19 protein-coding genes are annotated in these 17,626 nt (G+C 69.0%); 16 read left to right on the forward strand and 3 right to left on the reverse strand.

All coding sequences use genetic code 11. The features are described from left to right. The first annotated feature begins 16 nt into the window (after window positions 1-16). The 9 genes from IGS68_RS13940 (at window position 17) to IGS68_RS13980 (ending at window position 8,241) form a co-directional block, all read left to right on the forward strand. Window positions 17-811: an FAD binding domain-containing protein gene (locus tag IGS68_RS13940; RefSeq protein WP_201080917.1), complete on the forward strand. Its 795-nt coding sequence runs from the start codon at window positions 17-19 to the stop codon at window positions 809-811. Window positions 812-969: 158 nt separating this feature from the next. Continuing rightward, window positions 970-1,893: an AAA family ATPase gene (locus tag IGS68_RS13945; protein WP_201080919.1), complete on the forward strand. Its 924-nt coding sequence runs from the start codon at window positions 970-972 to the stop codon at window positions 1,891-1,893. Between the two features lie 7 nt (window positions 1,894-1,900). Continuing rightward, entirely contained in the window at window positions 1,901-3,160 is a 1,260-nt protein-coding gene (locus tag IGS68_RS13950) for a vWA domain-containing protein (RefSeq protein ID WP_201080921.1), read from the forward strand. After that, window positions 3,157-3,477 carry an XdhC family protein gene (locus IGS68_RS13955; RefSeq protein ID WP_201080923.1) on the forward strand — a complete coding sequence of 107 codons (321 nt, stop codon included), beginning with the start codon at window positions 3,157-3,159 and terminating at the stop codon, window positions 3,475-3,477. The genes IGS68_RS13950 and IGS68_RS13955 overlap by 4 nt, the downstream gene beginning before the upstream one ends. After that, on the forward strand, window positions 3,474-4,190 hold the full coding sequence (locus tag IGS68_RS13960; protein WP_201080925.1) for an XdhC family protein: 717 nt from the start codon (window positions 3,474-3,476) through the stop codon (window positions 4,188-4,190). Before IGS68_RS13955 ends, IGS68_RS13960 begins: the two co-directional genes overlap by 4 nt. Before the next feature lie 7 nt (window positions 4,191-4,197). Further along, window positions 4,198-5,820, forward strand: a complete 1,623-nt coding sequence (locus IGS68_RS13965) for an NTP transferase domain-containing protein (protein WP_201080927.1) — start codon at window positions 4,198-4,200, stop codon at window positions 5,818-5,820. Between the two features lie 76 nt (window positions 5,821-5,896). Continuing rightward, a complete protein-coding gene (locus tag IGS68_RS13970) occupies window positions 5,897-6,421 on the forward strand; it encodes an ankyrin repeat domain-containing protein (RefSeq protein ID WP_201080929.1) in 525 nt (174 codons plus the stop codon). Window positions 6,422-6,469: 48 nt separating this feature from the next. Beyond that, window positions 6,470-7,708 carry a Zn-dependent hydrolase gene (locus IGS68_RS13975; protein ID WP_201080931.1) on the forward strand — a complete coding sequence of 413 codons (1,239 nt, stop codon included), beginning with the start codon at window positions 6,470-6,472 and terminating at the stop codon, window positions 7,706-7,708. 101 nt (window positions 7,709-7,809) lie between these two features. Next, the gene (locus tag IGS68_RS13980; protein ID WP_201080933.1) at window positions 7,810-8,241 is read left to right on the forward strand and encodes an ArsC/Spx/MgsR family protein; all 432 of its coding nucleotides are present in this window, start codon (window positions 7,810-7,812) and stop codon (window positions 8,239-8,241) included. Window positions 8,242-8,259: 18 nt separating this feature from the next. Here IGS68_RS13980 and IGS68_RS13985 read toward each other — a convergent pair whose 3' ends face one another. Further along, window positions 8,260-9,183: an SMP-30/gluconolactonase/LRE family protein gene (locus IGS68_RS13985; protein ID WP_371821896.1), complete on the reverse strand. Its 924-nt coding sequence runs from the start codon at window positions 9,181-9,183 to the stop codon at window positions 8,260-8,262. A gap of 319 nt (window positions 9,184-9,502) precedes the next feature. On the opposite strand from IGS68_RS13985, the gene IGS68_RS13990 reads away from it, so the two are divergent. The 5 genes from IGS68_RS13990 (at window position 9,503) to IGS68_RS14010 (ending at window position 12,948) form a co-directional block, all read left to right on the forward strand. Further along, entirely contained in the window at window positions 9,503-9,892 is a 390-nt protein-coding gene (locus IGS68_RS13990; protein WP_201080937.1) for a DUF4398 domain-containing protein, read from the forward strand. Between the two features lie 26 nt (window positions 9,893-9,918). Further along, window positions 9,919-10,707 carry an OmpA family protein gene (locus tag IGS68_RS13995; protein ID WP_201080939.1) on the forward strand — a complete coding sequence of 263 codons (789 nt, stop codon included), beginning with the start codon at window positions 9,919-9,921 and terminating at the stop codon, window positions 10,705-10,707. 72 nt (window positions 10,708-10,779) lie between these two features. Further along, window positions 10,780-11,478 (forward strand): thermonuclease family protein, encoded by a 699-nt coding sequence (locus tag IGS68_RS14000; RefSeq protein WP_201080942.1) that lies wholly within the window; start codon window positions 10,780-10,782, stop codon window positions 11,476-11,478. Between the two features lie 106 nt (window positions 11,479-11,584). After that, on the forward strand, window positions 11,585-11,980 hold the full coding sequence (locus IGS68_RS14005) for a phage holin family protein (protein WP_201080944.1): 396 nt from the start codon (window positions 11,585-11,587) through the stop codon (window positions 11,978-11,980). Then, window positions 11,977-12,948: a PRC-barrel domain-containing protein gene (locus IGS68_RS14010; RefSeq protein WP_201080946.1), complete on the forward strand. Its 972-nt coding sequence runs from the start codon at window positions 11,977-11,979 to the stop codon at window positions 12,946-12,948. The genes IGS68_RS14005 and IGS68_RS14010 overlap by 4 nt, the downstream gene beginning before the upstream one ends. A gap of 21 nt (window positions 12,949-12,969) precedes the next feature. Here IGS68_RS14010 and IGS68_RS14015 read toward each other — a convergent pair whose 3' ends face one another. Then, a complete protein-coding gene (locus IGS68_RS14015) occupies window positions 12,970-13,779 on the reverse strand; it encodes an MBL fold metallo-hydrolase (protein WP_201080948.1) in 810 nt (269 codons plus the stop codon). Window positions 13,780-13,954: 175 nt separating this feature from the next. On the opposite strand from IGS68_RS14015, the gene IGS68_RS14020 reads away from it, so the two are divergent. Continuing rightward, window positions 13,955-14,434 carry a hypothetical protein gene (locus tag IGS68_RS14020; RefSeq protein ID WP_247881328.1) on the forward strand — a complete coding sequence of 160 codons (480 nt, stop codon included), beginning with the start codon at window positions 13,955-13,957 and terminating at the stop codon, window positions 14,432-14,434. 15 nt (window positions 14,435-14,449) lie between these two features. Here the strand turns inward: IGS68_RS14020 and IGS68_RS14025 are convergent, their stop codons facing one another. Further along, the gene (locus tag IGS68_RS14025; RefSeq protein ID WP_247881329.1) at window positions 14,450-15,427 is read right to left on the reverse strand and encodes a patatin-like phospholipase family protein; all 978 of its coding nucleotides are present in this window, start codon (window positions 15,425-15,427) and stop codon (window positions 14,450-14,452) included. A 298-nt stretch (window positions 15,428-15,725) separates the two neighbouring features. Here IGS68_RS14025 and IGS68_RS14030 point away from each other — a divergent pair, with 298 nt between their 5' ends. After that, a complete protein-coding gene (locus IGS68_RS14030; RefSeq protein ID WP_247881330.1) occupies window positions 15,726-17,540 on the forward strand; it encodes an ABC transporter ATP-binding protein in 1,815 nt (604 codons plus the stop codon). Window positions 17,541-17,626: the final 86 nt, after the last annotated feature.

Genomic DNA, 17,626 nt, shown 5'->3' on the forward strand with positions numbered 1-17,626 from the left:
GGGAAGGAACAGAGCCATGTACGCATTCGAGTATCACCGCCCGGCGACCCTGGCCGACGCGGCCCGGCTGGCTTCCGGCAACGAGGACGCCAAGATCCTGGCCGGCGGCCAGACGCTGATCCCGACGCTGAAGCAGCGGCTGGCCCAGCCGAGCGACGTGGTCGACCTGGGCGCAGTGGCCGAGCTGCGCGGCATCTGCGAGGATGGCGACACGCTGGTGATCGGGGCCACCACGCCGCACGCCGAGGTCGCTGCCAGCGCCGTGGTCCAGCGCCTGATCCCGGCCCTGGCCAAGCTGGCGGAGGGGATCGGCGACGCCCAGGTGCGCAACCGCGGCACCCTGGGCGGGTCGATCTGCAACAACGACCCGTCGGCCGACTATCCCGCGGCCCTGGTCGGGCTGGGCGCCACGGTCCGCACCACGACGCGGACCCTCGCGGCGGAGGACTTCTTCACCGGCATGTTCGAGACCGCGCTGGAGCCGAACGAGATCGTGACGGCGGTGGCCTTCCCGAAGCCGGGCAAGGCGGCCTACGTCAAGTTCCCCAACCCGGCCAGCCGCTACGCCACGGTCGGCGTGTTCGTCGCCGAGACCGGCGGCAGCGTCCGGGTGGCGGTGACCGGCGCCGCCCCGTCGGTGTATCGCTGGACCGAGGCCGAGCAGGCCCTGGCCGGCGGCCTGGACCCGGCGGCGCTGGGCGCTTTGACAGTGGATGCCGACGGCCTCAACGCCGACATCCATGCCAGCGCCGAGTACCGGGCCAGCCTGGTCAAGGTCATGGCCAAGAGGGCGGTCGCCGCCTGCGCCTGAACATCGACGCGATGCAAAGCGGAAAGGATCGCGGATGAACACGGATAGGCACGGATGAGCACGGATTTTCGTGCGGAACTCCTGCCGGCAGGATCCGTGTTCTTCCGTGATCTCCGGACGTCCGCCGGACCCGACATTCCATTGAAATCACCGAGATCATGACAAATCCCCTGCCCGCCTCCGTCGATGAAACACTGGAGCTGCTTCAGCGTGGCGATTACGTCGCCGAGCGGTCGCTGGCTACGGCCCTCTATCTCGCCCTCAAGCTGAACCGCCCGCTGTTCCTCGAAGGGGAGGCCGGCACCGGCAAGACCGAGATCGCCAAGGTTCTGAGCGCCACGCTCGGCCGCCGGCTGGTCCGGCTGCAATGCTACGAGGGCCTTGACGTCGCCTCCGCGGTCTACGAGTGGAACTACGCCCGCCAGATGATCGAGATCCGGCTCGCCGAGGCGACCGGCGAGAAGAGCCGCGAGAGCCTTGGCGGCGACATCTTCTCCCCCGAGTTCCTGATCAAGCGCCCCCTGCTCCAGGCGCTGGAGACCGGGGCCGACGGCCCGCCCGTCCTGCTGATCGACGAGCTGGATCGCACCGACGAGCCTTTCGAAGCGTACCTCCTCGAAGTGTTGTCCGACTTCCAGATCACCATCCCGGAGATCGGCACGATCAAGGCGGAGCAGCCGCCGACCGTCATCATCACCTCCAACCGCACGCGCGAGATCCACGACGCGCTGAAGCGCCGCTGCTTCTACCACTGGGTCGATTATCCGGACGCGGCGCGCGAGCTGGACATCCTGCGGGTGAAGGCGCCGAACGTGCCCGAGCACCTGTCCCGCCAGGTCGTGGGATTCGTGCAGCGCCTGCGCGGCATGGACCTGTTCAAGCTGCCCGGCGTCGCCGAGACCCTGGACTGGGCGCAGGCCCTGACCCAGCTCGACCGGCTCGAACTGGATCCGGATACGATCAACGACACGCTGGGCACCCTGCTGAAGTACCAGGACGACATCGCCAAGATCCAGGGCAGCGAGGCGAACCGCATCCTGAACCAGGTCAAGGCCGAGCTGTCCGCCGCCCATCCGGCCTGAGGCCGCCATGGTCGAGGACACGAGCGACAACCGGCCCGATATCCAGATCGACGGCGGACGCCTGTCCGCCAACATCATGCATTTCGCCCGCTGCCTGCGCGCGGCCGGGCTGCCCATCGGCCCGGGCAAGGTGCTCCAGGCGCTGGAGGCGGTGGAAGCCGTCGGCATCGGCAACCGCCGCGACTTCTACTGGACGCTGCACGCCGTCTTCGTCAACCGGCGCGACCAGCGCGAGCTGTTCGACCAGGCGTTCCACGTCTTCTGGCGCAATCCCGACATCCTGAAGCGCATGATGGCGCTGCTCCTGCCCACCCTTAAGGCGGACCTGAAGCAGGAAGGGCCTGAAATGTCGCGCCGGCTCGCCGAGGCGCTGCAGACCAACAGGCCGAAGCCCGGAGAGGGTGACGGCGGCGAGCAGGACCAGGAGATCGAGATCGACGCCTCGCTGACCTGGTCCGACCGCGAGCTGATCCAGACCATGGATTTCGAGAAGATGTCGGCGGCCGAGATCGCCATGGCGAAATCGGTCATCAAGCGCATGACGCTGCCGATCATGACCGTCCCGACCCGGCGTTTCCAGCTCAGCCACCTCGGCCGCCGCGCCGACCTTCGGGCGACCCTGCGGCAGACGCTCCGCTCCGGCGGCGACGTGATCGACCTCGCGACCAAGCGGCGCCGGGAACGCCACCCGCCGCTGGTCGTCCTGTGCGACATCTCCGGCTCCATGAGCCGCTACTCCCGCATGCTGCTCCATTTCCTGCATGCCGTGACCAACGACCGCGACCGGGTCCACACCTTCCTGTTCGGCACCCGGCTGACCAACGTGACGCGGTACCTGCGCTACAAGGACATCGACGTGTCCTTGGAGAAGGTCTCCGGCGCGGTGCAGGACTGGTCGGGCGGCACCCGCATCGGGCGGAGCCTGCACGAGTTCAACCGGGTCTGGTCGCGCCGGGTCCTGGGCCAGGGCGCGGTCGTCATCCTGATCACCGACGGGCTGGACCGCGACGCGGCCGAAGGGCTGGGCGAGGAGATCGAGCGGCTTCATAAGAGCTGCCGCCGTCTCATCTGGCTGAACCCCCTCTTGCGCTACGAGGGATTCGAGCCGAAATCCAGTGGCATCAGGGCCATCATGCCCCACGTCGACGATTTCCGACCGGTCCACAACCTGGCAAGCCTGGCGGATCTGGCGAAGGTGCTCGACCATGTCGGACCCCGGCGCCACGGCGGCATGGCGCGATGGCTAGCGGAGGTGGCTTCAGCATGACGTATGAGAACAACATTCCCGAGATCGCGGCGGCGCTGCGGGCGGAGGGCAAGCGCGTCGCGCTCGCGACCGTGGTCTCCACCTGGGGCTCCTCGCCCCGGCCGGTCGGCAGCCAGCTGGTGGTGGACGAGACCGGCGCCATGCAGGGCTCCGTGTCGGGCGGCTGCATCGAGGGAGCCGTCGTCCACGAGGCCATGCGGACCATGCAGGACGGCGAGCCGCGCATGCTCAGCTTCGGCGTCGCCGACGAGCAGGCCTGGGAAGTCGGCCTCGCCTGCGGCGGCAAGGTCCAGGTCTATGTCGAGGCGGTGGAATGAAGACCGAGATCCTTCAGCGCCTGGTCAGGGCGCGCGCCGAGAAATGCCCGGTGGCCCTGGTCACGGACTTGGCCTCCGGCCTCCAGACGCTGGTCCACGACGACGTCACCCACGGCGGCTTCGGCCTCGACCGGGAGGAGCTGGCCGAAGTGCGCCGTTTCCTCCGCGAGGACCGCAGCGGCATCGTGGAGATCGGGGACGCCCGCCTGTTCATCCACTCGTTCAATCCGCCCCTCCGGGTCATCGTCATCGGCGCCGTCCACATCGCCCAGGCACTGGCCCCCATGGCCTCGCTGGCGGGATACGACGTGGTCGTGGTCGACCCGCGCCGGGCCTTCGCGACGGACGCGCGTTTCCCCGGCATCGCCATGAACGGCGAATGGCCCGACGACGCGCTCAACCAGCTCGCGATCGACGGACGCACCGCCATCGTGACCCTGACCCACGATCCCAAGCTCGACGATCCCGCCCTGCACGTGGCGCTCCGCTCCCCGGCCTTCTATGTCGGCTCCCTGGGCAGCCGGAAGACCCACGGCAAGCGGGTGGACCGGCTGCGCGAGGCCGGCTTCACCGAAGCCGAGATCGCCCGCATCCACGCCCCCGTGGGACTTGCGATCGACGCGGTCACGCCGGCCGAGATCGCCCTGGCGATCATGGCCCAGATCACCCAGGTGCTGCGCCGGGAACCGTCCTCCGCCGCGGCGGCGGCCTGACCGGGCCATGCGCTTCGGTCAGGTCTCCCCCGCCGACGCGGTCGGCGCCATCCTGGTGCATTCCGTCCGGGCAGACGGCATCGCCTTCAAGAAGGGGCGGCTCCTCACCGCAGAGGACGCCGCCGCCCTGGAACGGGCCGGCATCGGGCTGGTGACGTCCGCCCGGCTGGAGGACGGCGACGTGGGCGAGGACGTCGCCGCCTCGCGCGTCGCCCGCGCCGCGGCCGGCCCCGGCCTGGACGTGGCAGCGGCCTTCACCGGCCGGGTCAACCTGTTCGCCACGGCGCCCGGACTCTGCGTCGTGGACGTGGACCGGCTTGACCGGCTGAACCTCCTGGACGAGTCGGTCACCGTCGCGACCCTTCCCGCGTCGGCGCCGGTCGAGGCGGCCGGGATGGTCGCGACCATCAAGATCATCCCCTTCGCCGCTCCCGAGGACGTCGTCTCCCGGGCCGAAGAGATCGCCGCCCACGGCGGGCCGCTGATCCGCGTCGCCGCGTTCCGTCCCCTGCGCGCCGCCTTGGTCCAGACCCGGCTCGCCGGCATGAAGGAATCGATCCTGGACAAGACGGTCGGCGTCACCCGCGACCGGCTGGCCGCGATTGGCTCCGAACTGGCGGGCGACATCCGCGTCGGCCATGACGAAGCGGCGGTGGCCGGCGCCGTCGCCGAGGCCGTATCCTCCGGCATCGACCTGCTGCTGATCGCCGGCGCGTCCGCCATCACCGACCGGCGGGACGTCCTTCCCGCCGGCATCGAGCGGGCCGGCGGCGAGGTCGAGCATTTCGGCATGCCGGTGGACCCGGGCAACCTGCTGCTTCTGGCGCGCGCCGGCGGCATCCCCGTCCTGGGCCTTCCCGGCTGCGCCCGTTCCCCGAAACTCAACGGTTTCGATTGGGTGCTCCAGCGGCTGGCCGCGGGCATCCCGGTGACCCGGCGGGACATCATGACGATGGGAGCCGGCGGCCTGCTGACGGAGATCCCGACCCGCCCGCTCCCCCGGGCCTCCACGCCCGCGGCAGAGCCGCAGGCTCCCCGCGCGCCGCGCATCGCGGCCTTGATCCTGGCCGCCGGCCAGTCGCGCCGGATGGGCGCGCTGAACAAGATGATCGCCGAGGTCGACGGCAAGCCGATGGTGGCCCACGTGCTGGAGGCCGTCACCGCGTCGCGTGCCGGTCCCGTCACGGTCGTCACGGGCCACGATCCGGAGGCGGTCCGCGCGGCCCTGGCCGGCCACGAGATCCGCTTCGTCCACAATCCCCACTACGCCGAGGGGCTCAGCACCTCGCTCCGCGCCGGGATCGCGGCCCTGCCCGGCGACGTGGACGGCGTGCTGGTCTGCCTGGGCGACATGCCTCGCGTCGGACCGGAGACGCTGAACCGCCTGATCGCCGCCTACAGCCCGCAGGAGGGCCGCGCCATCTGCGTTCCGACCGTCGCCGGCAAGCGCGGCAACCCCGTGCTGTGGGACCGCCGCTTCTTCGCCGAGATGCGGGACCTCGCGGGCGACGTGGGCGCCAGGCACCTGATCGGCCTGCACGCCAACCAGGTCTGCGAGGTCGCCGTGGACGGCGACGGCGTCCTCCTGGACATCGACACGCCGGAAGCGCTCCAAGCCCTGAATTCTTGAAGATCCCGAAGGCCGATGGGGCGGAAACCCGCCTCCGGGCGTTCCATCCGGGACAGGCAGACCAGGGAGAACCCACATGCAGAACCAGCAGCCCCCGCGGATGGACGAGGAGACCCTCGCCTTCCTTCTTCAGGTCTTCCAGACGGTCAGGGCGGGCCAGGCGGCGGAACTGCACGAGTATCTGGTCCGCGGCCTGCCGCCGAACCTGCGCAACGAGAAGGGCGACAGCCTGCTGATGATCGCCGCCTATCACGGCCACGCCGATACGGTCAGGGAACTCCTGGACCACGGCGCCGACATGGAGATGGCGAACGACCGCGGGCAGACCCCCCTGGCCGCCGCCGCCTTCAAGGGCGACACCGGGATCGTGCGCATGCTGCTGGATGCAGGCGCCGACGTGGACGGCTGCGGCGACACCGGCAGGACGGCACTGATGACCGCGGCCATGTTCAACCGGACCGAGATCGTCGACCTGCTGCTGGAACGCGGCGCCACGATCGACCGGGTCGATGCCGGCGGCCACACCGCCCAGGCCGCCGCCGAGGCCATGAACGCACCCGACACGCCCGGACAGCTTGCCCGCGCCGCCGCGCGTGGCTAGACCGGACATCCCACATCTTCCGATCCTCCTCGCGCCCAGGCCCGACCCATGACCAGCATTCCCTACATCGACGAAGCCCGCCTCTGGAAACGCCACATGGCTATGGCGAAGATCGGCGCCCTGCCGGGCGGCGGCGTCAACCGCCCGGCCCTCTCGCCCGGCGACGCCCAGTCGCGCAGCCTCCTGGCCCGGTGGGCGGAGGACCTGGGCTTCTCCGTCGCGACCGATCCGATCGGCAACCTTTTCGTCCGCCGCCCCGGCGCCGACGACTCGCTGGCCCCCGTGATGAGCGGTTCCCACCTCGACACCCAGCCGACCGGCGGCAAGTTCGACGGCGCCTTCGGCGTGCTGGCGGCGTTCGAGGCGCTTCAGGCGATCCACGAGGCGGGTATCGTCACGAAGCGGCCGATCGAGGTGGTGTCCTGGACCAACGAGGAAGGCTCGCGCTTCCAGCCCGGCTGCTCCGGATCGTCGGCGTTCACCGGGGCGATACCGCTCGACCGGATCCTGGCGGCAGTCGATCGCGACGGCATCTCGGCGCGCGACGCCCTGGCCGCCGTGCTGTCGAGCGAGCGCGGCATGGCGATGCGTCCCCTGGGCTTCCCGGTGGCGGCGTACCTGGAGTGCCACATCGAACAGGGTCCGCGGCTGGAGGAGGCCGGCATCCCGGTCGGCATCGTCACGGGCATCCAAGGTTCGCGCTGGTTCGCGGTCGAGGTGCTCGGCGACGAGGCCCATGCCGGAACCACTCCCCGGCGCAACCGCAGGGATGCGCTGGTGGCGGCCGTCGCCATGGTCTCGGCGCTGGAGCGGCTGATGCTCGACGAGGAGGACCGAGTCCGCTTCACGGTCGGCCGGTTCGAGGTCCAGCCCGGCTCGCCCAACACCATCCCCGGCCGGGTCTTCTTCACGATCGATTTCCGTCATCCCGAGGCATCGACCCTGAAGCGTCTCGGCGACCAGGTGGACGCGGTCTGCCGGGCCCACGCCGGCCCCTGCGCGGTGACCATCGAGGAGACCTTCCACAGCCTGCCGACGGAGTTCGATCCGACCGTGGTCGCGGCGATGCGCGGCGCCGCGGAGCGTCTGGGCGTCCGGACGCTGGACCTTTCGTCGGGCGCGCTGCACGACGCCAAGTTCCTCCAGGACGTCTGCCCCAGCGGCATGCTGTTCGTTCCCTGCGAGGGCGGCATCAGCCACAACGAGGCGGAGAACGCCAAACCGTCGGACTTGGCCGACGGCACCCGGGTCCTGGCCGAAACGCTGGTCGCCCTGGCCAACGCCTGACGGCTTGAGAGCTGGGTGCGACGCATGGTCCGAGGGGCGGCGCGGGATGCGGCGGTGCACAATGCCGGCCGCACCCCGCACATCCGACCGGAGAGCCCCCCATGGCCGAAGTCCTGTTCTATGCCAAGCCCGATTGCCCCGCCAACGCCAAGCAGAAGACCCAGCTGGAGGCGGCCGGCCACACCGTCGTCGCCCGGGACCTGCTGTCCGAGCCCTGGACCCCGGAGACGCTGCGGCCCTATTTCAACGACCGCCCGGTCGAGGAATGGTTCAACCGCTTCGCCCCGGCGATCCGCAGCAAGGAGATCGTGCCGGCCGACCTGGACGAAGCGGCGGCGCTCGACGCCCTGATCAAGGACCCCGAGTTGATCCGCCGTCCGCTGATCCAGGTGGGAGACCGGCGCGAGTCCGGCTACGACCCGACCGCGCTGAACGCCTGGATCAGCCTGGTTCCCGTCTCCGACGGCCTCTCCTGCGAGGAGAAGCATGCCCAGGGCCGCTGCGACCACGGCCACGGGCACCATCACCACTGACGCAGGCCGGGTCGGCGCTCAGGGATCCTGGGCGCCGCGCGTGTTGACGTACACCGCGTAGAGCGACGTGCTGCCGGTCATGAACAGCCGATTCTTCCGGGGTCCGCCGAAGCAGACGTTGGAGCAGATCTCCGGCAGGTGGATCTTGCCGATCAGCGTGCCCTGGGGATTGAAGACATGGACACCGTCATACCCTTCCCCGGCCCAGCCGGCCGAAGCCCACAGGTTTCCGTCAATGTCCGTGCGCATCCCGTCCGCGGCACCGTCACCCATGTCGGCGAAGACCCGCCCGTTGGTCAGGCGCGCGCCTTCCGCCACGTCGAAGACGCGGATCTGCTTCGGTCCGTCCTCCCCCGTGTCGGCGATGTAGAGCTTCGATTGGTCGGGTGAGAAGCACAGGCCGTTCGGCCGCCGGAAGTCGCTCGCCACCACGGTCGCCCGTCCCGTGGAGGGGTCCAGGCGATAGACGTTGGTCGGCAGTTCGAATTCGGCCTTGCCGCCCTCGTAATCGCCCAAGATGCCGTAGCCGGGATCGGTGAACCAGATGCCGCCGTCGGAATGGACCACGGCGTCGTTCGGGGCGTTGAGCCTCTTCCCCTCGAACCGGTCGATCAGCACCGTGATGGTCCCGTCGTATTCCGTCCGCGTGACCCGCCGGGCACCGTGCTCGCAGCTGATAAGCCGGCCCTGGCGGTCGCGCGTGTTGCCGTTGGTGTAGTTGGACACCTGGCGGAAAACGCTGACCGCTCCGGACTCCTCCGTCCATCGCATCAGCCGGTTGTTGGGGATGTCGCTCCACACCAGGTACCCGCCGTCGCGGAAATAGACCGGCCCCTCCGCCCAGCGAAGCCCCGTGGCCAAGCGCTCGACGTTGGCGTTGCCGATCCGGTACTTGGCGAAGCTCGGGTCCACGACCTCGACCGCCGGGTCGGGATACCGCACCGGTTGCGGATCCCCCCAGTCGCGGGCAAGGACCGGACTCGCCGCGAGGGCCGCCGCCGAGGCAGCGCCGGCTTTCAGAATCGCTCTCCTACCGATATTCATGGTGTTTCCCCCCGTGTCGGCAGCCGATTTACGGGCTGCATTCTCTGGTTGACCTCGGGAGGATCGCATCCCCCCGGGTTCCTGGCGATATGTTCAGTCAGCCTATACCCGTTCGAATTCTCCCCGGCCTTGCGGGGGAACCACTCGCATCCTTGAGGGTTGTACGGCAACGCGGGCACGACCCGCGACCTTCAACTGCCGACGAGAGTGTGATGTCATGCCAATAACGTCCGAAGTGCGGGGATTGGGCAGGCTGTGCCTCGTGGCCGCTGCTGCCCTGGCATTGGCCGCTTGCGCCAACGATATCCCTGCGCCCACCGAGCAAGTGACGCTGTCGGACAACATCATCCGGGATGCCGAAATCGCCGGCGCGGTCCAGTACGCGCCCGTCGAACTCAACACGGCGCGCGAGAAGCTGGAAGCCGCCCGGCGCGAGATGCAGGCCGAGAACAACGAGGAGGCCCGGCGCCTCGCCGAGCAGGCCGAGGTCGATGCCCGCCTCGCCGAACTCCGCTCCCGCACCCAGACCACCAAGGAAGCGGTCGCCGCGGTCCAGGCCAGCATCGACACGCTGCGGCGTGAGCTGAACGCACGGCCGACCAGTTGAGGGAGACGCGACCTATGGGAAATCACATGACGGTTATCCGCCGCCTGGCGCTGGGCGCCTCCGCCTGCGCGCTCCTGGCCGCCTGCGCCAACGCTCCGACCGAGACGGCCAGCGTCAGCCAGGCGAACGCCGCCTACCAGTCGGCCCGCAACAATCCGCAGGTGGTCAACACGGCCGCCCTCGAGCTCCAGCGCGCCGAGCAGGCCCTGCGCGAGGCCCAGGAAGCCCAGGCCGCCGGCGAGGATGTCGACGTGGTCGACCACGAGGCCTATCTGGCCGAGCGGCGGGCCGAGATCGCGTCCCAGACCGCCGAGCTGAAGGCGGCGCAGCAGCAGATCGAGCAGGCCAACCAGAGCCGCGACCAGGTCCTGCTCAACGCCCGCTCCGGACAGGTCCAGAGCCTTCAGCGCCAGCTGGCCGAACTCCAGGCCAAGCAGACCGAGCGCGGCATGGTCCTGACGCTGGGCGACGTCCTGTTCGAGGTCGGCAAGGCCGATCTTCGTTCGGGAGCGCAGCGCACCATCACCGACCTCGCGGCCTTCATGCGCCAGAATCCGGAACGGACCGTCGAAGTCACCGGCTTCACCGACAGCACCGGCAGCGTCGAGCTGAACCAGGAGCTGTCCGAGGACCGTGCCGAGTCCGTGCGCCGAGGGCTGGTCTCCCAGGGCATCGATCCCCGGCGGATCGTCACGCGGGGCCTCGGACCGGCGCTTCCGGTCGCCAGCAACAACACGTCCGGGGGCCGGCAGCAGAACCGGCGCGTCGAGATCACCATCTCCGACGAGGCAGGGTCCATCCCGCCGCGGGCCTGATCGGGAACCATCCGCCGCCCGTGCCGTTGGCCAGGGGATGGTACGCGGACAGGCGGCGGAGGGCCAAGGCCCATGATTCCATCACGAAGCAGAGCGGGCGCGCGGCCGCTCGGGATCGTCCTGCTGACGCTCCTGACCATCGGCGTCGTGGCCGGGCACGCCCCGTCGGCCGCCCGGCAAGCTTCCGAAGGCAAGATCCCGACCCGGGTGATCGACGGCGATACCGTGCAGATGGGTTCCGAAGTCCACGAGCTGGCGGGTATCGACGCGCCGGAACTGGGTCAGCGCTGCCTGAACAACGGGGCGCTGTATGCCTGCGGGCTGGAAGCAAGCTTCGCGCTCCGGAAGATGATCGGGATCATGCCCGTTTCCTGCACGCGCCGGGCTGACGGCGATGGCGTGGAATGCATGGGCGGTGCCGGGAACCTCGGCCTCCTGCTGGTCCAGCAGGGCTTCGCCGTCGCCCGGCCGGGAGCGCCCCCGGCCTATCTGGAGGCGCAGCGCGTGGCAAAGGACAGCAAGCTCGGGATCTGGCGGGGCGATTTCGTCCCGTCGGTCCGCTGGCGCCAGGGAGACCGGCTCGAGGCGGAGCGGAAGTCGCCGGTGCCCTGCCCCGTCAAGGCCGCGGTCGAGCAGTCCGGCCGCAGGATCTACCTGGTGCCGACCGATGGCGTCTACGACAAGGTGACGCCAGATCCGGAAGCCGGGGGCCGGCTGTTCTGCACCGACGAGGAAGCCCGCGCCGCGGGTTTCGAACGACCGGCATCCTGACCCGGGCGCCTCGATCTCGGGGAACTCGAGCGCCTTTGAATGGTTTGCGACATGCTGGGCGGCGCCTTGGGCGTCGGAGTGCGCGCATATGGTACGGGAGTGGAAGATGCAGGAAAACAGGACCGTCGACATGCCCTTGAGCGGCCTTTTCGCCAATCTTCGGCAAGAGGCGACATTGCTGGTCAAGCGCGAGATCGAGCTTGCCCGCGTCGAGGCCGGAGAGAAGGCCGGGCAGATCACACGCGGCGCCGTGTCCCTGGCGGTCGGCGGCGCCGTTCTGTTCATCGGCATCCTTTTCCTGATGCTGTCGGGGACCTGGGGCCTGTCGAAGGTCGTCGACCCGTGGCTGGCCGCCCTGATCGTCGGCGGCGTCGTGCTGCTGGTCGGCGTCGTCATGCTGCTCAAGGGCATCAGCAACATGAAGAAGCTGAACCTGACCCCGGAGCGTACGCTGGAAACGCTGAAAAGCGATGCCAGCCTGGTGCGGGGCCGCACGCCATGACCGGCTACGGCCGCTCACCGGACGAGATCCAGCGCGAGATCGGGGAGACGCAGGCCAACCTGGCCCGGGCGATCTCCCAACTGGAACGCAAGTTCAAGCCGAGCGAGTGGCTGGAGGATGTCACGGGAACGCTGCGTTCCCGGGGCGGTCACCGGCTCGCCGACGCGATCCGGGACAACCCGCTGCCGGCCGGGCTGATCGCCCTCGGGATCGCCTGGCTGGCGGTTTCCGTCGCCTCGACCACGCCCCAGCCCGACCGTTTCGTCGCCGATGCCAAGGGATGGCGCCGCCGGGCCGTGCTGTCCGCGCAATCGCTGATCGGCGACGAGGTCCGCAACCTGGAGAACCAGGGGCTGGGACGGATCGAGGATGTCATGATCGACGTCCCCACCGGACGCGTCGCCTATGCCGTGCTGTCGTTCGGCGGCATCATGGGACTGGGCGGCAAGCTTTTCGCCCTGCCCTGGCAGGCGTTGCGCATCGACGAGCGGCGGCGGCAGGTCTGGATCGACATCGACCGGTCGCGCCTGCGCGAGGCTCCAGGCTTCGACAAGGACGCCTGGCCCGACATGGCCGACTTGTCATGGGGTCAGCGCGTCCACGGCTTCTGGATGGGACGCGACGGCGACGTGCTGCACAGGCGCGTGATGTCGGCCGGAAACCTGGCCGGCGACACCGTGCGCAACCGGGCTGGCCAGGAGGTGGGAACGATCGAGGCCACCATGGTGGACTTGGCCGACGGACGGGTCGTCTACGCGGTCCTGGCGTTCGGCGGCACACTGGGCTTCGGGGAGAAGCTGTTCGCCGTTCCCTGGCGCGTGCTGAGACTGAACGAGACCGAGAAGCGCTTCATCCTGGACGTCGATCCGGAGCGGCTGAAGCAGATGCAGGGCTTCGACAAGAACCAATGGCCCGACATGGCCGACCCCGCCTGGACCAGCCGCATCGAGATGCAATTCGTCCGCTGAGCGCCCGCGGTTCGGCGCTCCTCAATGGCCGGGCAGGACGAGGATCTGGCGATAGGGCAGCGTCTGGCGGGACAGGGTGACCGTGGCGCTGTCCGACGTCCGGACCTGATAGGTGCCGTCCATCCGCTGGAGGAATCCCGCGAGGGTCGAGGCGTTGAAGTAGTGCATCGGAATCACCAAGGACGGCTGGATCTGCGCGATCACCTCGGCCATATAGTCCTGCGCCATGGTGTAGGACCCGTCCACCGGCACCAGCAGCACGTCGATCACTCCCAGTTCCGCCAGATGCATGTCGGTCAGGGTGTGGTGCAGGTGGCCCAGATGGGCGACGCACAGGCCGCCCGCCTCGAACACGAAGATCGAGTTTCCGCTCACCCGCGTCCCGCCGTAGTCCCTCAGGTTGGTCGGAACGTTCCGTACCCGCATGTCGCGCAGGGTCACGTCATGCACCGCCATGTCGCCCTGTTCGCCCCAGCCGCGCAGCACGTGCAGGATTCCCGGGTCCGGACGGTCGGTGTAGTGGGTCGAGTGCGCGTTGTTCATCGTCACGATATCAGGCAGCCGGTCCGGCCGCAGATAGCCGTTGTAGTCGGTCACCGCCGACACGTCTTCCGGGCTCTCGATCAGGAAACTGGCGTGACCGAGAAAGGTCAGCCGCAGCGATCCCGCGGCCGGCGCAGCCGCCTGCCGCAACGCCGCGTGGTGGAGCAGCGGGTCGGGGCCGGATGCCACCGGCTGGCACATGGCCATCGCGACCGAAGGGCCGGCCAAGCCGGCGAGGAACGCGAAGATGGCCGCGATCGCGCGGCGGATCGTGGTCTGGAACGGCATCGAAGCGACCTCCCCGATTGGTCCGGCCCCCTGGGTTTGGGCAAGTCCCATCAAGCTTGAAGCGGAAGCGCCCTCGATCAAGCCTCATCGGGTGAACTACAGTGCCTTCCGCACTGTTTTCCCAGCAACAACATCGGGCCGGGACATCGGACCGGGACACAGGAAGGAGCGTGAGGTGAGGGGATCGAAATCGACCGGGACCATGCTGGTGCTGGGTGCCGCCGCGGTGGCGCTGGCATCCTGCGCGAACCCGAACGCGGACAGGGCCGCGGACGCGCGGCAGACGCTGGTCGGCATGCCGAAGGAAACCCTGCTGTCCTGCGCCGGGGTGCCGCAACGCTCCGCCCAGGTCGACAATACGGAGTTCATGACCTACACCAGCCGGGAATACAGCGGCGGCGGTCCGAGCACGTCGTTCGGCGTGGCCGGCGGCAGCGGCGGCTCCGGGGTCGGCTTCGGCATCGGCATCCCGCTGTTCGGCGGGGGCGGCGGCTATTCCAACAGCTGCGACGCGACCTTCACGGTGCGGAACGGCGTGGTCGAGCAACTCTCCTATACCGGCTCGGCCGGCGCGTCGGCCTCGCTCGGGCAGTGCTACCGGATCGTGGAGAACTGCCTGGATCTCGTGCCGGGCGGCACCCTGCCGCCTCGCTGACGCCGACCGTGCCGGTCAGCGCGCGGTATCCCGCAGGTTGGCACTGAACACCCGGATCGCGTCGGCAAGGTCGGGGACGGCCCGCTCGGTCGCGGCGGCGCCCTCCTCGATCGCGTCGGACGCCCGGTCGAACTCCAGCAGCCCGACATGGCCGAGCCGCGGAGCGATCTGGACGTCGGGCGGATCGGTCGCGAGGCGCGCGCGCCCGATCCTGTCGGTGATGATCCCCAGAGAGGACACCATTACGCCGAACAGGCTCGGCCCCTCGTAGTCGCGGCTAAAGACGCGCCGGGTCAGGGCGTCCAGGCGGGACGGCGGCGGCGTCTCGGGCGCCTGCTGGGTCTCCTCCAAGGCCTGGAGCAGGTCGAAGCCCGCCGCCGTCGCGATGCTGGCGCCGGGCTTGCGGGCCTTGCCCAGGATGTCGGCATTGAGGTTGACCGCGATCACCATCTCGGCGCCCAGCGCCCGGCAGGCCGCCACCGGAACGGGGTCGACCAGGGCGCCGTCCACCAGCCAGCGCTGGTCGATGCAGATCGGCGGAAAGACGCCCGGCAGCGAGAAGGACGCGCGCAGCGCTTCCGCGAGCCCGCCCGTCCTCAGCCATACCTCGTGGCCGGTGACCAGGTCGGTCGCGATGGCGGCGAAAGGGATCGGCAAATCCTCTATCTGCTGGTCGCCCATATGCTTCTTCATCTCCGCCATCAGGCGGCCGCCGCCGATCAGGCCGCCGCTGCGCACCCGCAGGTCCAGGTAGCTGACGATCTTCATGCGGCTGAGATTGCGCGCCCATTCCTCCAGCGTGTCGAGATGGCCGGCGAGGAAAGAGCCGCCGACCAGGGCCCCGACCGAGGTTCCGGTGACGATGTCCGGCTCGATGCCGAGGCGCTTGAGGCCGCGAAGGACGCCTATATGCGCCCACCCGCGCGCCACGCCGGCACCGAGCGCCAGGCCGATGCGGGGGCGGGTGCGGATCAGGCTGGTTTCGTCTGGCATGCGAGCACCTGGCTGATGCTTTGAAAAGACCACCATGCAGCGAGGCTACACGGTCATAGTTAATGCTTGGTCAAAGGATATAGATGCCGCTACCCTGTGGCTGCGGCACCATCCACCCTATCTATTTTCCCGTGGCGACCTCCCGCCGGGGCCGACAGTCCCCCATGGGACAAGTCACCGCTGGCCAAATGCCTTCGGATCGGTCAAGTTCTGACCGACCCGAAAGGGTTCGCCGAATTCGACGGGCGAGCCGCCGCGCCCTGATTTACGCCTCATGAAAACCAATCCATCCTCATCCGTGACCAGAAACTTCGACAAGCCGACGACCCGCCACACGGCCACCTGGCCGTTGCTGAAGCGGCTGGTGCTGACCTACCTGAAGCCCTACCGCTGGATCCTGGCGCAAGCGCTGATATGGATGGCCGTGGCGGCGGGGACCACTGGCGCCATGGCCAAGCTGATGGAACCGATCATCGACGAGGTGTTCCAGAACCGCAACCAGGATATGCTGTTTCCGGTCGCGGCCGGTGTGCTTATCGCCTTCGGGTTGCGGGGGATATCGACCTACTTCCACAGCGTCCAGATGAACAAAATCGGCCAGCGGATCGTGGCCGACGTGCAGGGCGACATGTATGCCCACCTGCTGCGTTCCGATCTGTCGTTCTTCCACGGCACGTCGGCCGGACAGCTGATCTCGCGCATGGTCAACGATGTCGGGCTGATGCGCCTCGCCGTCGCGGAATGTCTGACCGGGCTGGGCAAGAGCGTGCTGACCCTGGTGATCCTGATAGCGGTGATGTTCCACCAGGATTGGGTGCTGGCGACCGGCGCCTTCATCGCCTTCCCACTGGCGGCCTATTTCGTGGCGCGAATCGGCAAGCGGCTGCGCAAGGTCTCCGCCAACACCCAGGCGGAGCTGGGCCACTTCTCGACCATCCTGAACCAGACGCTCCAGGGTGCCCGCCACGTCAAGGCGTACGGGATGGAGACGTACGAGCAAAAGCGGGTCGGCGGAATCATCGAGAACCTGTACGAACTGGTCCACAAGGGCTTCAGGGTCTCGGCCATGTCCGGCCCGGTGACGGAGGTCCTGAGCGGCCTTGCGATCGTCACGGTGATCGTCTACGGCGGCTACCAGGTGATCAACGGGGAACGCACCGCCGGCGCCCTGTTCTCCTTCATCACCGCGTTCCTGCTGGCCTACGAGCCGATGAAGCGCATGGCGAAGCTGAACGGCCAGCTCCAGGGCGGCCTCGCCGCGGCCGACCGGGTCTTCGCCCTGCTCGACACGGCGCCCGCGATCGTCGACCGGGCGGGCGCCCGTACGCTCGACGTGACCCGGCACGACATCCGGTTCGAGGCCGTGCGTTTCTCATACGGCGACGAGGAGAAGCAGGCGCTGCACGGGATCACGCTCGACGTGCCGGACGGTCAGACGGTGGCGCTGGTCGGCCCGTCGGGGGCCGGCAAGTCGACGCTGCTGAACCTGATCCCGCGGTTCTACGACGTCGCGGGCGGCGCGGTCCGGATCGGCGGGGTCGATGTTCGCGACGTGACCTTGGAGAGCCTGCGCAGCCATATCGCCCTGGTGAGCCAGGAGGTGGCGCTGTTCGACGACACGATCCGGGCCAACATCGCCTATGGCCGGATCGGCGCCACGGACGAGGAAGTCCTCGCCGCCGCCAAGGCCGCCGCAGCCCACGACTTCATCCTGCGCCTGCCGGACGGCTACGACACCTTGGTCGGCGAGTTCGGCGTCAAGCTCTCGGGCGGCCAGCGCCAGCGGATCTCGATCGCTCGCGCGATGCTGCGGAACGCTCCGATCCTGCTGCTGGACGAGGCGACATCGGCCCTCGACACCGAGTCCGAGCGCGCCGTCCAGGGCGCCCTCAAGGCCTTGCAGGAGGGCCGGTCGACGCTCGTGGTCGCGCACCGGCTGTCCACGATCGTCGATGCCGACCGGATCTACGTCATCGACGAGGGCCGGGTCGCCGAAACCGGGACCCATTCCGAGTTGCTTCGGCGGAACGGGATCTATGCCCGGCTGTGGGGCCTGCAGAGCGGAATGGCCTCCGGTGGAGCGGAGAAAGCCGTCGGGGCGGAAATCGGCTGACGATAATTTTTTCGTCCCCGGGGATTGCGCCGGGTGCCCCATCCGTTAATCTTACAGCGATGCGATGAGAGCAAGACCTCCCGCAT

The sequence above is a fragment of the Skermanella sp. TT6 genome, from assembly GCF_016653635.2.
Lineage (GTDB): Bacteria > Pseudomonadota > Alphaproteobacteria > Azospirillales > Azospirillaceae > Skermanella > Skermanella cutis.

Bases quoted from the DNA above. Each gene is read 5' to 3' on its own strand.
- IGS68_RS13940 (WP_201080917.1), top strand. From the start codon at position 17: ATGTACGCATTCGAGTATCACCGCCCGGCGACCCTGGCCGACGCGGCC.
- IGS68_RS13945 (WP_201080919.1), top strand. From the start codon at position 970: ATGACAAATCCCCTGCCCGCCTCCGTCGATGAAACACTGGAGCTGCTT.
- IGS68_RS13950 (WP_201080921.1), top strand. From the start codon at position 1,901: ATGGTCGAGGACACGAGCGACAACCGGCCCGATATCCAGATCGACGGC.
- IGS68_RS13955 (WP_201080923.1), top strand. From the start codon at position 3,157: ATGACGTATGAGAACAACATTCCCGAGATCGCGGCGGCGCTGCGGGCG.
- IGS68_RS13960 (WP_201080925.1), top strand. From the start codon at position 3,474: ATGAAGACCGAGATCCTTCAGCGCCTGGTCAGGGCGCGCGCCGAGAAA.
- IGS68_RS13965 (WP_201080927.1), top strand. From the start codon at position 4,198: ATGCGCTTCGGTCAGGTCTCCCCCGCCGACGCGGTCGGCGCCATCCTG.
- IGS68_RS13970 (WP_201080929.1), top strand. From the start codon at position 5,897: ATGCAGAACCAGCAGCCCCCGCGGATGGACGAGGAGACCCTCGCCTTC.
- IGS68_RS13975 (WP_201080931.1), top strand. From the start codon at position 6,470: ATGACCAGCATTCCCTACATCGACGAAGCCCGCCTCTGGAAACGCCAC.
- IGS68_RS13980 (WP_201080933.1), top strand. From the start codon at position 7,810: ATGGCCGAAGTCCTGTTCTATGCCAAGCCCGATTGCCCCGCCAACGCC.
- IGS68_RS13990 (WP_201080937.1), top strand. From the start codon at position 9,503: ATGCCAATAACGTCCGAAGTGCGGGGATTGGGCAGGCTGTGCCTCGTG.
- IGS68_RS13995 (WP_201080939.1), top strand. From the start codon at position 9,919: ATGACGGTTATCCGCCGCCTGGCGCTGGGCGCCTCCGCCTGCGCGCTC.
- IGS68_RS14000 (WP_201080942.1), top strand. From the start codon at position 10,780: ATGATTCCATCACGAAGCAGAGCGGGCGCGCGGCCGCTCGGGATCGTC.
- IGS68_RS14005 (WP_201080944.1), top strand. From the start codon at position 11,585: ATGCAGGAAAACAGGACCGTCGACATGCCCTTGAGCGGCCTTTTCGCC.
- IGS68_RS14010 (WP_201080946.1), top strand. From the start codon at position 11,977: ATGACCGGCTACGGCCGCTCACCGGACGAGATCCAGCGCGAGATCGGG.
- IGS68_RS14015 (WP_201080948.1), bottom strand. From the start codon at position 13,779: ATGCCGTTCCAGACCACGATCCGCCGCGCGATCGCGGCCATCTTCGCG.
- IGS68_RS14025 (WP_247881329.1), bottom strand. From the start codon at position 15,427: ATGCCAGACGAAACCAGCCTGATCCGCACCCGCCCCCGCATCGGCCTG.